Origin of the sequence: Neolewinella antarctica (assembly GCF_011927835.1) — a bacterium.
Taxonomy (GTDB): domain Bacteria; phylum Bacteroidota; class Bacteroidia; order Chitinophagales; family Saprospiraceae; genus Neolewinella; species Neolewinella antarctica.
The window spans coordinates 887,979-903,826 of record NZ_JAATJH010000002.1; the positions used below are offsets into that span (position 1 = coordinate 887,979).

Annotated in this window: 11 protein-coding genes; 8 read left to right on the forward strand and 3 right to left on the reverse strand. The window is 57.1% G+C overall.

Annotated features, from left to right (window positions below):
* Positions 1–209: 209 nt before the first annotated feature.
* Positions 210–1,286, reverse strand: a complete 1,077-nt coding sequence (locus GGR27_RS08805) for a Gfo/Idh/MocA family protein (protein WP_168037051.1) — start codon at positions 1,284–1,286, stop codon at positions 210–212.
* Between the two features lie 536 nt (positions 1,287–1,822).
* On the opposite strand from GGR27_RS08805, the gene hppD reads away from it, so the two are divergent.
* Both hppD and GGR27_RS08815 read left to right on the forward strand, forming a co-directional pair.
* Positions 1,823–2,959, forward strand: a complete 1,137-nt coding sequence (hppD, locus tag GGR27_RS08810; protein ID WP_168037052.1) for a 4-hydroxyphenylpyruvate dioxygenase — start codon at positions 1,823–1,825, stop codon at positions 2,957–2,959.
* Positions 2,960–3,319: 360 nt separating this feature from the next.
* Positions 3,320–4,288: a glycosyltransferase family 2 protein gene (locus GGR27_RS08815; RefSeq protein WP_168037053.1), complete on the forward strand. Its 969-nt coding sequence runs from the start codon at positions 3,320–3,322 to the stop codon at positions 4,286–4,288.
* A 43-nt stretch (positions 4,289–4,331) separates the two neighbouring features.
* Here the strand turns inward: GGR27_RS08815 and GGR27_RS08820 are convergent, their stop codons facing one another.
* Positions 4,332–4,907, reverse strand: coding sequence for a DUF3109 family protein (locus GGR27_RS08820; protein ID WP_168037054.1), 576 nt, complete (start codon positions 4,905–4,907; stop codon positions 4,332–4,334).
* A 43-nt stretch (positions 4,908–4,950) separates the two neighbouring features.
* Here GGR27_RS08820 and GGR27_RS08825 point away from each other — a divergent pair, with 43 nt between their 5' ends.
* Positions 4,951–7,947, forward strand: coding sequence for an FAD-binding and (Fe-S)-binding domain-containing protein (locus GGR27_RS08825; RefSeq protein ID WP_168037055.1), 2,997 nt, complete (start codon positions 4,951–4,953; stop codon positions 7,945–7,947).
* 221 nt (positions 7,948–8,168) lie between these two features.
* Here GGR27_RS08825 and porQ read toward each other — a convergent pair whose 3' ends face one another.
* Positions 8,169–9,254, reverse strand: a complete 1,086-nt coding sequence (porQ, locus tag GGR27_RS08830) for a type IX secretion system protein PorQ (RefSeq protein WP_245184497.1) — start codon at positions 9,252–9,254, stop codon at positions 8,169–8,171.
* A gap of 112 nt (positions 9,255–9,366) precedes the next feature.
* Here porQ and GGR27_RS08835 point away from each other — a divergent pair, with 112 nt between their 5' ends.
* The 5 genes from GGR27_RS08835 (at position 9,367) to GGR27_RS08855 (ending at position 15,805) form a co-directional block, all read left to right on the forward strand.
* The gene (locus GGR27_RS08835) at positions 9,367–10,014 is read left to right on the forward strand and encodes a hypothetical protein (RefSeq protein ID WP_168037056.1); all 648 of its coding nucleotides are present in this window, start codon (positions 9,367–9,369) and stop codon (positions 10,012–10,014) included.
* Between the two features lie 124 nt (positions 10,015–10,138).
* Complete coding sequence (locus GGR27_RS08840) at positions 10,139–12,514, forward strand: TonB-dependent receptor (protein WP_168037057.1); 2,376 nt, start codon at positions 10,139–10,141, stop codon at positions 12,512–12,514.
* Between the two features lie 3 nt (positions 12,515–12,517).
* Positions 12,518–13,390, forward strand: a complete 873-nt coding sequence (locus GGR27_RS08845) for a DUF4249 family protein (protein WP_168037058.1) — start codon at positions 12,518–12,520, stop codon at positions 13,388–13,390.
* A 220-nt stretch (positions 13,391–13,610) separates the two neighbouring features.
* Positions 13,611–14,582 (forward strand): AAA family ATPase, encoded by a 972-nt coding sequence (locus tag GGR27_RS08850; protein WP_168037059.1) that lies wholly within the window; start codon positions 13,611–13,613, stop codon positions 14,580–14,582.
* A 143-nt stretch (positions 14,583–14,725) separates the two neighbouring features.
* On the forward strand, positions 14,726–15,805 hold the full coding sequence (locus GGR27_RS08855; protein ID WP_168037060.1) for a DUF4837 family protein: 1,080 nt from the start codon (positions 14,726–14,728) through the stop codon (positions 15,803–15,805).
* Positions 15,806–15,848: the final 43 nt, after the last annotated feature.

Consider the following 15,848-nt stretch of genomic DNA (forward strand, 5'->3'; position numbering starts at 1 on the left):
TACTCGGCGAAGATGGGAGTACGGGAAGGTGGTTCAGCCTTGTTTTGGATGAACGGGGTGCAATACCGGATGAATGACGATGAATGGGTGGGCGGGTTGCCTTTAGCTTACTTAAAAGGTTGAGGGCATCCTGCCCGAACGTAACAGCGGTAGCGCTACCGCACCCCCGATAGCTATCGGGGTCGGGCAGGATGCCCTCAACCTTTGGGTTACTCACCTGGGTAGCGAACGCCTATTTGCTCCCGTACGCGGGACAGCGTCCGGTGCAGCGCCAGCGAATCGTCCAGCGACCAAAGTTCATTCTCCGTTCGCCCGGCCCGGACGTCCGCCATCACTGCCTCCGCCTCGTATTTATAACCGTTCGCCCCGGCATAATCAAAGTAAAAATTCTCCGGGGGGGCGTCTTTACCGCGCAGAATGGAAAAACTACTCGGCTCGTGCCAGCGCGGATGCCAGTGGATGTTGCCGGTGGTGCCGATGATGAGCGCTTCGATCTTCGTGAGGCCCAGCACGGTGCTATAATTATGGCTCAGCCTGCCACCGGCGTGGACGCACGTGACCTGCGTATCCAGATCGACACCCTGCGCGGAAAGGCGGGCCGTCGCGTTGATTCGCTCGGGTTCACCGAAAAGGAATTGCGCGAGGAACTGCGGGTAGATGCCGATGTCGAGCAGGGCACCGCCACCGAGGGCGGGGTTGAGGATGCGGTTGCGCTTAAGTTTGTCCGTGACTTCTCCGGAAGTCGTCACTGTTGTTTCGCCCGATCCGGAACCAGCCACGGAGTAGGGGGGCAGGGCCACTTCCAAGTCTGTCGCCCGGAAGCCGAAATCCGACCGGACGGAGAGTATCTCACCGATCTCTCCGGCGTCGATGAGTCCTTTAAGCTTCAGGGTTGACGGCAAAAATCTCGTCCAGAGGGCTTCCATTAAGTACACGCCCCCGGACCGGGCTGCGGCCGCCACTGTTTCTACTTCGGCCAGGTTGAGCCCCAGCGGTTTTTCACAGAGCACGGAAACGCCGTGTTCAATGCACAGCAACGTCAATTCTTGGTGTTGTACGTGGGGCGTGGCGACGTAAACGGCGTCGATGTTACCGACGGTAAAGATCTCCCGGTAAGAACCCACCCCCTGGCGCGCGCCGAACTTAATGGCGAACTCCCGTGCCCGGTCGAGGGAGCGGCTGCCTACGACCACCAGCTCCGCGTCGTCAATTAGCCGCAGGTCTTCGGCGAAGCGTTCCGCAATATTTCCCAGACCCAGAATGGCCCATTTAAATTTTTCGCTCATAAGGGCCCAAGGTAAGTGTTGCGGAGGGGTGCTGTGGTCGCTTACGAACTACCGAACGGTTGGGTAGTCGTTGCGAGGAGTAATTTGTTCCGTCGCCGTAGCACCCGATCCGTACGTCCACCCGGGGTAATTGACACCCAGGATGTACATCACCAACTCGCCGAAGCCAAAGTCGTACCGGTCAAATTCGCCTCGCTGGACAAGCACCGGCACTACGAGCAGTGTAAATTCGGTACCCTCAGTCAGGGCCGATTGCTAAAGTTGGTAAAAACCACCCCCGCCACCACCTGCGGATTATTCGCGATATTGTTGCTGCTTCCACTAATAACGCAACTCTAATGCTCCGCAGAAAAAATGAACCCCTAATTGCGGTAAATGCGGCGGGCGAAACGGTATCTTGGGAACCCTACACTAAATGGTAGTATTGTTTTCGGGGGAATAGTCGTTTACGGGGCGTAACTTTCTCCAGCGATCACCGTCCGCGCCGTATCTTTGCCGCGTCAACTGTTGACGTGACAACGAAAAATAACAGAACCATGAATCCGCAAATTTCCTCCGCCCCGCACACCGCCGACGTCATTGCTAGTGACGGTTTTCCCCTGCTGGGGACGGACTACGTGGAGCTCTACGTGGGCAACTCCCGCCAGGCCGCTTATTTTTACATGACGGCCATGGGCTTCCAACCCCTGGCGTACCGTGGCCTTAGCTCCGGAACGCGGGAAACGGAGAGTTACGTGGTGGTGCAGGATAAGATTCGGTTGGTCCTCACTAGCCCCTTGCAACCCGGCACGGAAGTCGGTCGCCTACATGATCTGCACGGCGATACCGTCCGCTGCGTCGCGTTGTGGGTGGACGATGCCCGTTGGTCCTACGAAACGGCGGTCGAACGCGGGGCAGTCTCGGTGTCAGAACCCTGCTCCTCTTCCGACGAACACGGCACCTGCGTCCGCGCCCAGATCCAAACTTTTGGCGACACCATTCACGAATTCGTGGAGCGGAAAAATTACAACGGCACCTTCCTGCCCGGCTACGAAAGCTGGTCACCGGACTACCGCACCGAACCCGTCGGCCTGAAATTTATCGACCACATGGTCAGCAACGTCGGCCTCGGCGAGATGAATACCTGGGTGGACTGGTACGCCAAGGTTATGGACTTTAAGCAGCTGATCAGCTTCGACGATAAGGACATTTCCACCAAGTTTACCGCCCTGATGAGCAAGGTGATGTCGAACGGTAACGGCCGCGTGAAATTCCCGATCAACGAACCGGCACCCGGACTGAAAAAGAGCCAGATCGAAGAATATCTGGAGTTCCACCGTGGCCCGGGCATCCAACACATCGCCGTGGCGACCGACGACGTGATCAGCACCGTCATCGCCCTGCGCGACCGGGGCATCGAGTTTCTCCGCGTCCCCGACAGCTACTACGACACCCTGCTGGAGCGCGTCGGCGAGATCGACGAAGACCTCACGCCCCTGCGCGAACTCGGCATCCTGGTCGACCGCGACGACGAAGGTTACCTCCTTCAAATCTTCACCAAACCCGTGCAGCCGCGCCCGACGGTGTTCTTCGAGATCATCCAGCGCAAGGGCGCGACGAGCTTCGGCAAGGGAAACTTTAAGGCGCTTTTCGAAGCGATCGAGCGGGAGCAAGCGATTCGGGGAACTTTATAAGCTGGGACGGAGCCGACGTTTTTGTGCGTGAGCGTTGATTGTTTATCGGCTTTTATTTTAACGTACACGAGTTGACATTTCTCGTTCGCAAACGACCATTTACCGTACCATCATGGGGCCTCCGGGTTTTTTGTGGAAAATACCGTACCGGAGCATCGGGGGCCAACTTTATAATAGGCTGTTGCCCACCAATTACTTATGCATTGAAAATTACTTGGTTATTGGGTAAGATTCATCGCGGTGCGGTAGCCGGAAACGGTAGTTGATCGGTTGGGTTGTAATTTTGGGGAATCCACCCCCGTCAATCAGGAAATATCCTGCTATTTTTAGCGGCTGGATTGGTCAATACGCTTTTAAATCATGACGATTAGAGAACAAGGCTCCAAGCACCATCGTCCGGTGCTGAGTATTTCCATGTTGTCTTACAACCAGGCGGAATACTTACCACGGGCAATAGAGAGCATACTGGACCAGCGCCTCACTGTTCCCTGTGAGATAATCATTGGCGATGATTGCTCTTCCGACGAAAGCCAGCAAGTGCTTCAACGGTACCAACGAGAATATCCTGAATTAATTCGGCTGCACCTGCACACGGACCGTGTTGAGGCTGAAATACCCGGCCGGCGCAACAACGTTACTAACTTACTTGCGTGCCGCGGCGAGTTTACCGCAATGCTCGACGCCGACGATTACTACATAGACCCCGATAAACTACAGCGGCAGGTCGACATCTTGACCGCCCATCCGGACTTGAGCATGTCCTGCCACGAAAGTTTCATCGAGTGGGGCCCGGAGTCGCCCCGTCCGAATTACCGGTCTAGTTACCGCAATAAGTCGGGGGTAACCATCACGACGGGTATTTACGGCCACGACGACCTGACCCGGCGGTATTCCATGCCGTTTCACATCAGTAGCATTATGTTCCGTACGGTTAGTCTGCGGCCGCTTCCGGACTGGTTTGGTAAAATCCTCTCGGCGGATCAAGCTATTTTCTACTTACTCACCATGCGCGGGGACTACCACTACGACGAGCGCCCCGGTAGCATCCGCTACTTTAGTGGCAAAAACTACGTGCTTTCTTCCGAGTACCGCAGCCTCGAAAGTGTCCGCTTGAAACTGCGGGAAACGAAGATTTTTTACGACCACTTTCCCGGGGTGCGCAAGCACCAGACATTCCGGAGCTTTTCCGGCCGCTTGCACCTACGCCTGGTGAAGCCATTAGCTGCGGAGGGTAAATTAGGTGCGGCCGCTAATCACTTAGTCCGGGCCGCGAAGGATTTATACCCCGAGTTGAATTTCACCCGGGTGAAAAAAGTACTGTTCTCCTAGTAAGCCAAAGTAAATTGGTGGCCCGTAGTCGAAGACCACAAACCTAAAACCCACTCGCCACCGCCGCCTCCAGTTCCTCGTACCATTCCTCCCCGTACTTGCGAATCAACGCCGGTTTGGCAAATTCGTAGACCCTAATTTTCTCCCGCGCACCCTTCGTGCAGGCGGCCGAGCAAATGTCCCACCGGTCGTAGTTGAGGGCTTCGAAATTAGCCTCCGGCTTACTGGCCACGCGAATGGGGTAGAGGTGGCAGGAGATGGGTTTCTTCCAGCTTATTTTTCCTTCGTTGTAGGTTTTTTCGATGGCGCAGAAGGCTATACCGCCGTCGGTTTTGCCCATGTAGGCGCAGGCACCGCCGTCTACTAGGGTCGTGTCGTGGCCTTCGGTTTCCGGGTTCTCGGTGTACTTGCCCCGGGCGGCGACGGCGGCGATGCCTAGTGGGGTCATATTTTCGGCTACCTTGTCGTAGACGGACTCCAACTCGGCGAGCTCGGATTCTTCGAGGGGCGCGCCGAAATCGCCTTCCCAGCAGCAGGCGCCCTTGCAGGCGGTGAGGTTGCAGGCGAATTGTTCGTTGGTGACGTCTTCGGTGACGAAAATTCCTTGGATGAGGTACATGGTGCAAAGGTACGCTTGCGGGCGGCGGTCGTACTTTTGGAGTATGGTAAGTGAACGGAATTTAGCCGGTGGTTTAAGCGACTTAGCGCGCCGACTGGAAGGAGATTTGCGCACGGACGAAGCGCACCGGATCTTGTTTGCCACGGACGCAAGTGTCTACCGGGAGAAACCTTTGGCGGTGGTTTTTCCGAAGTCGGAGGCGGACATCATTTCTTGCGTGGAGTTTGCCGGAACGCATAACCTGCCGATTACGCCGCGGGCGGGCGGGACGAGTCTGGCGGGGCAGGCCGTGGGGGCGGGTTTGGTGGTTGACGTGAGTAAGTATTTGCGCGAGATTATTGAAATTAATATTGAAGAATCCTACGCGATCGTGCAGCCGGGTGTTATTAGGGATCAATTAAACGAAGCTTTGCGGCCGCTGGGTTACTGGTTCGGTCCGAACACGTCGACGGCAAATCGCTGCACGATGGGGGGCATGTTTGGAAACAATTCTTGCGGAAGCACGAGTATTACGGTTGGAGCTACGCGCGATCATGTCATCTCGGCGCGGGTGGTTTTGTCGGATGGAACGCTGTATGACACGGGGGCGCGGTCGCAGGTGCAAGGGAATAACAGAGGAGCAAGGATGGGGGAGATACAAACCTATCTAAATGACTTGCTCCGCTCTCCGAAAAATCAACAAAAGATCACGGAAGCCTTCCCGAAAGCTACCGTCACCCGGCGAAATACCGGCTACGCACTGGATGAATTATTGCGGCAGAAAAGTGCTCCGTACAATCTAATCCCAATACTAGCCGGCTCCGAGGGAACGCTCGCCTTCACTACTCAATTGAAAGTCCGGATCCTTCCCCTACCACCCCCGGGCAGCGCCCTGGCCGCCGTCCACTTTACAACCATCGACGCTGCCATGCGCGCCACCCAGGTTGCTATGCGCCATCGGCCTTTCATGTGCGAACTGATGGACGATACCATCCTGCGCCTCGCCCGTACTAACCCCGCTCAGGCGAAAAATGCTTCCTTCGTTCACGGCGACCCGCGCGCGCTTTTGTTGGTAGAATTTAGGGCGGAAACGGACGAAGCGGCTTTGTCTCTCGCCGAGAATATGGCTGCCGAGATTGAGGGGGGTGAAGGGGATGAAAGAGTAAAGAATAAAGAAAAAAGATTCAAGACCGAAAACCCCAGACCAAAGGCTGCAGACCCCAGCCCAGAGACCGAAGACCTCCCAACCCCTACCGCCTATCGCCTACCGACTACCGCCTATTTAACTTCCCCAACCTCAGTCGCCCAAGCCTGGAACCTCCGCGCCGCCGGTCTCGGCATCCTCGGCAACATGGTCGGAGACGCGAAGGCCGTGGCCTGCATCGAGGACACCGCCGTCGCCGTTGCGGACCTCGCCGACTACATCGCGGAAGTCGAATCACTGATGCAGCGCTACGAGCAGAAAACGGTCTACTACGCACACGCCGGGGCGGGGGAAATCCACCTACGGCCGGTGCTCAACCTTAAGCGGACGGCCGACCGGGAGGCTTTTTACCACATTACGCACGACGTTGCCCGCCTGGTCAAAAAATACCGCGGCTCGTTGAGTGGGGAGCACGGTGACGGGCGGGTACGCGCGGTTTTTCTACCGGAAATGCTGGGTCCGGACGTCTACCGGTTGCTCGTTGACCTAAAACGCGTCTTCGACCCCGATAACATCTTCAACCCCGGCAAGATCGTCCACGCACCACCCATGAACGAGGGCCTCCGCTACGAAGCTGACGTACCGACCCCGACGTTCGCTACCGCCCTCGACTGGTCCGCCGACGAAGGCCTCCTCCGCGCCGCCGAAAAGTGCAACGGCTCGGGTGATTGCCGGAAAATGGACGGCGGCGCGATGTGTCCTTCTTTCCGGGCTACGCTCGATGAACAACACGGCACCCGCGGCCGCGCCAATACCCTGCGTGAAGTCCTCACCCGCAACCAGCACGACAACCCCTTCGACCACCCCGCCCTTGCCGAAGCCATGGACCTCTGCCTCAGCTGCAAAGCCTGCACGAGCGAGTGCCCCAGCTCGGTCGATATGACCAACCTGAAGGCGGAATACCTGCACCAGAAGAATAAATCTGATTTACGGACGAAACTCGTAGCGGCTAACGAACCATTGTACCGCCTCGGCTCAAAAATGCCGACGCTGGCCAATTTTGGTATTAAATTAATGGGTCCGTTAATCAAAAAAATGGCCAACATCGCGCCGGAGCGTAGCCTGCCGCCCATCGCCACGCAGACCCTGCGAAAATGGAATAAAATTAAAAACAAACCGAATAAAAACGAATACCCAGTAAATCTATTCTGCGACGAATTCACCAACCTCCAGGACGTTAACGTAGGTACGGCCGCGATCCAGTTACTGACCAAACTCGGCTACCAGGTCAACCTCACCCCGAACAACGCCCCCAGCGGCCGCGCCCACCTGAGTAAAGGACTGCTCGACCAGGCCCGAAAGTTCGCGAAACACAACGTCCGGCAATTCTTTGACGACGATCGTCCCCTAATCGGTCTGGAACCCAGCGCCATCCTCGGGTTCCGCGATGAGTACCCAAAACTACTGCGCGGCGAACTTCAGGAGCAAGCCACGGAACTGGCGAGACGAACGTATACCCTGGACGAATTTCTCTTCCGCGAATTCAGCGAAGGCCGGCTTACCCCGGATGACTTCGGCGACCAGCAAGTCCAGCTTGTCCTCCACGTACACTGCCACGAGAAAGCGCTCGGTGACGCCAGCAAGTGCGCCGCCGCACTGAGTTTGCCGAAGAACTTCGCGGTGACTCTGCTCGACAGCGGCTGCTGCGGCATGGCCGGCTCGTTCGGCTACGAAGCGGAGCATTATGAGTTGAGTAAGAAGATTGCGGAGCAATCGCTACTGCGGCATTTGCGAGGGTTAGGGCCGGAAGTGCTGGTGGTGGCTAACGGGACTAGTTGCCGGCACCAGGTGATGGATTTGTTGGGGCTGCGGGTGCTTAGTACGGCGGAGGTTTTATTGCGGAGTTGGGAGGAGTAGGCGGTAGGGAGAATTAGGCGGTAGTAGGGTAGGCGGTAGGTTCTGGTGAATTAGATTTACGCTAGTTTAGGATTGGGTATGGTCGACTAAATTTTAATTAGCGTAAAAATAAAATCGCTATCGAAATTTATTAATTTTCACCGCCTACCGCCTACCGCCTACCGCCTACCGCCTACCGCCTACCGCCTACCGCCTACCGCCTACCGCCTACCGCCTACCGCCTACCTACGTCCCAACCCCACATCCACCCCCAACTGATTAACCCCACCCCCCAAATGATAAGTACCCCGCCCGTAAGCAACCGAAAACCGCCTCGTACGGAACGCAAAACCAAACGAATAGCCCGCACCGGAGCGGAAATCCGACAAACGTAATTCCCGCCGCAGTCCGTGATTATACCCCGCGCGCACCCGTAGATTCTTCTTTTTACCGATCATCAGCTCCCCGTTGATCACGAAGTGCCGCGCCAGGTTATCGAGGAATACGGAGCCGGCGCTGCGACCGGTCACGGCCTCGTCGGTGAGGAGAATGCTGAACTCTTCCTGCGCGTTCGGGTCGTCGAATAGGACGTTCCAGCGGTCGAGGTAGCGGTAGATGACCGAAAACCGGAAGGGGAGGTAGCGGAGTTGTTTGTTGATGCCGATCTGTAGTTCGTAGGGTAGGGGTTCGCGACCGGACGTTTCGTCGTACTGACTAAGTTGGGCGCCAAAATTTCTGGCCAACAGCGTGATGCCGAACCGACCGGAGGAGTCGCGGTAATGCACGGCCAGGTCGGTTGCCAGTCCGACACTGCCGTAGCCGGCCAACTGGCTGGAAATCACTTTCAGGTTCGCCCCTATGCTAAGGCGCTCGTCGAACTGACGGGCCGCGCCGACGGTGAGGGCGAAGTCGCTGGCGGAAAACGTCCCTAAGTCCTGACCGGTGTTGTCGCGCCGGACCAGGTCGCCGCCGTACGCGCTAAACTGAAGGCCACCCTGGAAGGTAATTTTTGTCTTCTCCTGAAAGTGCCCGTAAGCAACGGAACTGTTCGAAATGCCGGCGGGGTGAAAGGCGTGGCCGAGCGCGACGCGCTGGTGCATCAGCGGATTGAGCAGGGCGGGGTTGCGCAGGGCGAGGCTCAGATCGTCGTCCATCAGCGCAATGTGGTGGCCGCCCATCGCCGCCACGGTCGCGGAGTTTGGTAGATTCAGGAATTCGTAGGTACTGATGCCACCAATCTGGGCGCGGACGCTGGTGCACGCGTGGTTGGGGAGGACGAGGGGACCCAACCAGAGCATGGCTAGGAGCAGGGGGAGGAAGTTCCGCATTGGGGGCAAGTTACGGTGGGATAGATAGTGGCGGGGCACGTTCCGTGGTCTTTGTCCGGCAATAGCAAACCCAGCCGGCTTACCTTGGCGTGATAAATCCTTTCCCCCGCCCATGGAGCCCGGAGCCATTATCGCTATCCTTTTCTGCGTAGTCCCCTTACTATACTTACTGTTCTACGTCATCCGTAGTCAGCAGGTGGCCAACGAAACCCAGCGCGACGTCAGCGATGCGGACCTAATCAAACTTATCCACGACCAGCCCGATCAACTCCTCTCGCCCCACCAACTAGCGTCCTTCACCGGCATCACCGTGAACCAGGCCCGGCACCGGCTTACCGCCTTCAATACCGCCGGAATGCTAACGATGAGCTACAACAAACGCGGCCGCTACTTTTACGCACTCAAGCAAGCCTACCGGGATCCCGCACAAGTAAGTTTTTCCCCCGATCCGTTTCTCACGGTCGAAGACTTATTGCAACTCTTTGCCGCCAACGACAACCGGGCCAACATTCAGGACATAATCCTGGCGACCCGCCTGCCGCTGCAAATTCTGAAACGGGAGTTAAAGCACTTCGAGAAAGAAGGCTTCATCCAGCAACTCACGGCGAGCTCCACCCAGGAGCTGGAGGGCGGAAAAATGGCTAAATTCTACGTCCTGCAGGAACCTTACCGTAGCGAGCCGCACCGGTTCCGCGAACGGGCGGGCACGCTGGACCTGGAGCTGAAGCAACTACTGAAGAAGGAGAACCTGATCGTTTAAAATCTTGCTACTTTGGTCGTGAATAAGGCTAAGAACTCTTAAAGTCCGTGGAATGTACGCCGTGCGCCGGTTGGGTTTCTACCTTCGTAATTCCCACCTTAAGGGTTAACGCCCGGCACTACGAATGAGACTTTTACGCGCACTTTCATGGCTCCTTCTGGTGTTACACCTGGCACCCGCGACCGCGCAAACAACCTTTAGCGTCAGTGGCTTCCTGCGTGATGCTGCAACCGGTGAGGCACTTTCTTACGGAACCGTCGGCGTAGCGGGCAGCGCGCGCGGCGTGAACACGAATGACTATGGTTTTTACTCCCTGCAAGTGCCCGCCGGAGCGTCCGTCACCCTACAATTTTCCTTTCTCGGCTACGCAACGGCCACCCGCACCGTGCCGGCCACCGGTAACCTGGCCCTGGACGTAAAACTTCGCGCCACCGACAATAAGATCAGCGAAGTCGTCGTCACCGCCGGCCGCTCGAGTACCGAGTTGGAGGACATCCGCTCCACCCAGACGAGCACCGTCACCATCCCGATCGACGAAATTCGGACCATCCCCTCCCTCGGCGGCGAAGTCGACATCATCAAGGTCATCCAACTTATGCCCGGCATCACGCGCGGCGGCGAGGGGAGCACGGGGATGTTCGTGCGGGGCGGCGATGCGGACCAAAACCTGGTGCTGCTCGACGAAGCGGTCGTCTACAACATCGGCCACTTATTCGGCTTCTTTTCCGTGTTCAACCCCGACGCGCTGCGCGACGTGACCGTCACCAAGGGCGGCTTTCCCGCGCACTACGGCGGGCGGCTTTCTTCCGTGCTCGATGTGCGGATGAAGGAGGGTAACAACCAACATTACCGCGTGGAAGGTGGCATCGGCTTGCTTTCTTCCCGCCTGACAATCGAAGCGCCGATTGTGAAGAACAAGGCGTCCTTTCTGATCTCCGGCCGCCGGACCTACATCGACCAAGCTTTCGGGCTGATCGGTTCCGACGTGCCCTTCTACTTCTACGACCTGAACGCCAAACTGAATTACGAAATATCCGAGCGCGACCACCTGTATTTTAGCTCCTACTTTGGTAATGACGTACTCAGTTTCAAGGACAACAAACTGAGCGACGAAGTATCCGAAGACGAGGACGGCAGTATCGACCTGAACCTCAACTTCGGCTTCGAACTAGGCAATTTCACCCAGACCGTGCGCTGGAACCGAATTTATAACCCTAAGCTGTTTTCCAACCTATCCCTCATCCGTACCGCCTTCGATTATAACATCGACGGAAAGGTCGGTGAGAACGCGATCCTCATCAAGTCCGCCATTCAGGACTTCGGGGCCAAAATTGACTACACCAACTTCGTCGACGACCGCACGCAACTGCGGTGGGGTGGGGCGCTGACGGTCCACCGTTTCCGACCCAACGTACTGAACGCCGCCGGGGAAATTTCCGAATTCATCGAGAATACGGAAGGGCCACAACTGATCACGGTGGAGCCGGCACTGTACGCGGGCGGGGAAACGCGGCTGGGGGAACGGTGGACCGTCCAGGGCGGGCTGCGGCTTTCCGGTGCGGTGGTCAAGGACAGAAATTACTTCGGTTTCGAACCCCGCCTGTCGACGAATTACGCATTAGGAGAGCAGAGCAGCATTAAGGCCAGTTACAGCCGGATGAAGCAGTACATCCACCGGGTGAGCTCGTCGTCGTTGGCGCTGCCGACGGACCTTTGGTACCCGGTGTCCGCCGCCGTCCGGCCCCAGGCTTCGCACCAGGTGGCGGCGGGGTACCACGTGCTGTTCCCGGAGAAAAACCTCACGTTCAGCGGTGAAGCCTACTACAAGACGATGCGCGACGTGATCGAATACCGGGAAGGGAGCGACTTAATCCTGAACGATAATTTTGAGGAGCAACTGCTACAGGGGGACGGATACTCGTGGGGCGCGGAATTTCTACTGCGGCGGCGGGCGGGCCGCGTCAACGGCTGGCTGGGCTACACCCTGGCCTGGAGCCGCCGGCAGTTCGACGAGCTTAATAACGGAGAAGGCTTCTGGGCGCGTTATGACCGGCGGCACTACCTGACGTTTGTGGGGAATTGGGAAATCAGCCCCCGCTTCACGTTTTCAACGGTTTTCGAATACGCCAGTGGGGCTCGCTTTACGCCGGTCGTGGCCCAGTTTCTTTACCCCGATCCCACGCTGACGACCGTCGAGCTCGTTCCCATTTACACGAAGCGGAACGCGCTGAGCCTTTCCGATTCATACCGCCTGGACGTCAACTTCGTCTGGCGCAATAAACCCGGCAAACGTTTTCGTTCGGAGTGGCACGTCGGGGCGTACAACCTGACGAACCGGGCGACGCCCTATACCGTGCGGGTGAATGTGGACGAGAACACCGGCGCCCTGCGTTACGAGCAGCCGGGGCTGTTTGGATTCGTTCCTTCGGTCGCCTACAATTTCCGCTTTGGCGGCGGGCCCGTCGTCGGCCGGGAAACACTGGACCTCGATAAACGCTGAGCCATGAAGCACGCAAAAATAGTTTTGTTACTGCTGGGGAGTACGCTGATCATGGCGTGCACGCCGGACCCAATATTGGTGGACATCGCCCCAGTGGAGCAGCGGGTTGTGGTCTTTTCCCAGGTCGTCCCGGAGGAAGTGATGACCGTGGTACTCACGAACAGTTTTGGTTCCCTGGACTACGACGAGGAAGAAAGCGATACGCTAACGGATGAATTCATCGAGCGACTTTTGCTGGCCGACGCCGAGGTGACGATCAGTTACCGCGACCGAGTGGACACCCTGTTCCCAACGGTGGACGCGCGCGGTTTTTACGCCAGCGCGGCTACGCCACTTTTCGCTAACGAGGCGTACGAGCTGCGCATCCGCACGGCGGATGATCGCTTGGTATCCGCCACCAGTTTGATGTTGCCGCAGGTGAAGTTTACCGCCGTGCAGCCCGTCATTCTACGGCGGGAAACGGATACGCTCGTGACGGTGGAATTCGAGATCATCGACCCTTCGGAGGACAATCGATACATGATCAACTATTTCGTTCCCTCCGCGGATAACGATTCAGACTTTACCGGTCCGTTCTTACCCGTTGGCAGTGAACGCAGAAAGACGGTTCTGCTCGACGATGCCGCCTTTACCGATAACGTATTTCGTGGCTTCACGGAATTGCCCAACGTCGCTCCGGATGACGTGCTGGTCGTAGCGCTCTCCAACATCAGCGAAACCTACTACCGCTACCTCCAGGCGCAGGCGAGTGCGGATAATTTCCTTGCCCTTCTAACGCAGGAGCCGGTCAGCTCACCCACGAACGTGCGCGGTGGGCTGGGATTCTTTAACACTCACTTCCCGGACGGTCGCTTATTCAACCTCGCTGAATATTAGGGCGCGGTCGCGGGTGCAGGGTTAATTAGGATAGCATAATTACTACGAAGAACCTCCAAACCTCTAAATCCCAACCCTACCGCCTAATCTGCCTACCGCCTACCGCCTACCACCTAATCTTCCTACCACCTACCACCTAACCTTCTCCCAGACACAACAACAATTACCCCATCCCAACCATTTTAACCACCTTTGACGACCCCATCCCCCAAAATACCTCATGGCCCTACCTACTTATAAGTCCGACGTCGAAGCCGTCGACGCATTAGCCAAAGCTTACCGCGACCTGAAAGCCGAAATCGGCAAGGTCATTATCGGCCAGGATGAAGTTGTCAAAACCGTGCTGATCTCTCTGTTTTCCAATGGCCACAGCTTACTCGTCGGCGTCCCTGGGTTGGCGAAAACGCTGCTGGTGAGTACGATTTCTGAAGTCCTCGACCTCAACTTCAAGCGCGTCCAGTTCACGCCCGACCTGATGCCGTCCGACATCACCGGCTCGGAAATTCTCGGTGAAGACCGCCGGTTCGAGTTCAACGAAGGGCCGCTGTTCGCGAACATCGTCCTGGCGGATGAGATTAACCGGACGCCCCCTAAAACCCAGGCCGCCCTCCTCGAAGCCATGCAGGAGCGCAGCGTAACCGTCTCCGGCGACCGGCACCTCCTGCCGAGTCCCTTCTTCGTGCTCGCCACGCAGAACCCCATCGAGCAGGAAGGCACTTACCCCCTCCCCGAGGCCCAGCTGGACCGCTTCATGTTCAACATCCCCCTCGACTACCCAACCTACGAACAAGAGATCGCCGTCGTGAAGGGCACCACCGGCATGAAAGTCAGCGACGTCAGCCACGTGCTTTCCGGTGAGGAGATTCTCTACTTCCAGCAACTCGTCCGTAAGATCCCCATTAGCGACAACGTGCTCGAGTACGCCGTCAGCCTCACCACCAAGACCCGTCCGAACACCCCCCGCGCCACCGAAAACGTCAATAAGTACATCTCCTGGGGTGCCGGCCCCCGCGCCAGTCAGTACCTCGTGCTCGGTGCCAAGTGCCACGCCGCCATCTCCGGTAAGTATTCCCCCGACATCGAAGACGTCCAGGCCATCGCCAAGTACGTCCTGCGCCACCGGATTGTCCGGAACTACAAGGCGGAAGCGGAAGGAATCACGGAGGAGAACGTTATTGAGGGCTTGTTCTAGGGGAAATGGTCTGGTAGTACGATAATCTTTTAGTAGCTATACTATATTCCCCAGACCCCAGACCCCAGACCCCAGACCAAACCCCCGCCCACCAAAACCCAGACAAAACTCATCTGTTACCCACTGACAGATCAGACCAACATATGACCAACCGGCTTCTCACTTTTTTACTCACGCTGTTCATCGGTGTTACGACGTTTTCCTGCGGGAGTGACGTCGCGCAACGGCTGAATCCAACGCCTTCGGCCTTCGGCGCGATCAACTCCGTCACCGTCGTGGCCGATTCTTCGCTCTGGATTAACGGCGCGTCTGACTCCATCGCCTACTTTCTCGAAGCGCCGTACATCATTCTGCCCCAGCCGGAGCCGATCTTCGACGTGCGCCACATCGAGCCCGTTAAGTTGACGGCGATGCCGACTTTCCGCGAATTACGTAACTACGTGGTGCTGGCTGACCTCAGCGATGCGAATAGCCCCACCACGAAGATGGTCGTTAATGACCTGAGTGACGCGAAAATTCAGCAGGTCCGCGAGGAAGGTTTTGGTACCGTAGTTGCTCGCAACAAGTGGGCTACCGGGCAACAGTTGATCTACCTGATGGGCAAGAATAGGGAAGAACTCCTGCGCGGTATGAGCACTACCCGTCCGGCCGTCGTGAAGCGGATTGCCGATAGCGAAGGGTTACGGACGAAGGAGACGGCATTTTTTCAGGGCGTCAACCGGGCGCTCATGGATACCATCATGGAACGGACCGGCGCCAACATTCAGATCCCTTACGGCTACGAGATTGTGCCGGTCATGGCGAATGATTTTGTCTGGCTTAAGCGGAGTACGCGCAAGGGAAGTCTCAACCTCATCGCCACCCGCGTGCCCTACGAGAACCAGGCCCAACTTACCAAGGAAGGCCTCAAGGAAATCCGCGACCAAGTCGGCCGCCGGTACATCAGCTCTTCCATTTCGGATACTTACATGCGCATTAACGACGAGGACTTGCCATTATTTACCGAGAACATGGATATGAACGGGGCGTTCGCCATCGAAGGCCGCGGCATCTGGGAGATGGAAAACGACTTTCAGGCCGGTCCCTTTATCTCTTACCTGATCAACGATGAGGCCCGTAAGCAACTCGTGCTCGTCGATGGCTTCATTCTCGCGCCGGGGGAGAAGAAACGGGATTTAATGAATCAGTTAGAGCAGATACTCGGCACGGCACGGGTTAACTAACTTTGCTTTTTGCGTAGCTTTCTTGCACCCGCGACCGCGCATA

Bases quoted from the DNA above. Each gene is read 5' to 3' on its own strand.
- GGR27_RS08805 (WP_168037051.1), bottom strand. From the start codon at position 1,286: ATGAGCGAAAAATTTAAATGGGCCATTCTGGGTCTGGGAAATATTGCG.
- hppD (WP_168037052.1), top strand. From the start codon at position 1,823: ATGAATCCGCAAATTTCCTCCGCCCCGCACACCGCCGACGTCATTGCT.
- GGR27_RS08815 (WP_168037053.1), top strand. From the start codon at position 3,320: ATGACGATTAGAGAACAAGGCTCCAAGCACCATCGTCCGGTGCTGAGT.
- GGR27_RS08820 (WP_168037054.1), bottom strand. From the start codon at position 4,907: ATGTACCTCATCCAAGGAATTTTCGTCACCGAAGACGTCACCAACGAA.
- GGR27_RS08825 (WP_168037055.1), top strand. From the start codon at position 4,951: ATGGTAAGTGAACGGAATTTAGCCGGTGGTTTAAGCGACTTAGCGCGC.
- porQ (WP_245184497.1), bottom strand. From the start codon at position 9,254: ATGCGGAACTTCCTCCCCCTGCTCCTAGCCATGCTCTGGTTGGGTCCC.
- GGR27_RS08835 (WP_168037056.1), top strand. From the start codon at position 9,367: ATGGAGCCCGGAGCCATTATCGCTATCCTTTTCTGCGTAGTCCCCTTA.
- GGR27_RS08840 (WP_168037057.1), top strand. From the start codon at position 10,139: ATGAGACTTTTACGCGCACTTTCATGGCTCCTTCTGGTGTTACACCTG.
- GGR27_RS08845 (WP_168037058.1), top strand. From the start codon at position 12,518: ATGAAGCACGCAAAAATAGTTTTGTTACTGCTGGGGAGTACGCTGATC.
- GGR27_RS08850 (WP_168037059.1), top strand. From the start codon at position 13,611: ATGGCCCTACCTACTTATAAGTCCGACGTCGAAGCCGTCGACGCATTA.
- GGR27_RS08855 (WP_168037060.1), top strand. From the start codon at position 14,726: ATGACCAACCGGCTTCTCACTTTTTTACTCACGCTGTTCATCGGTGTT.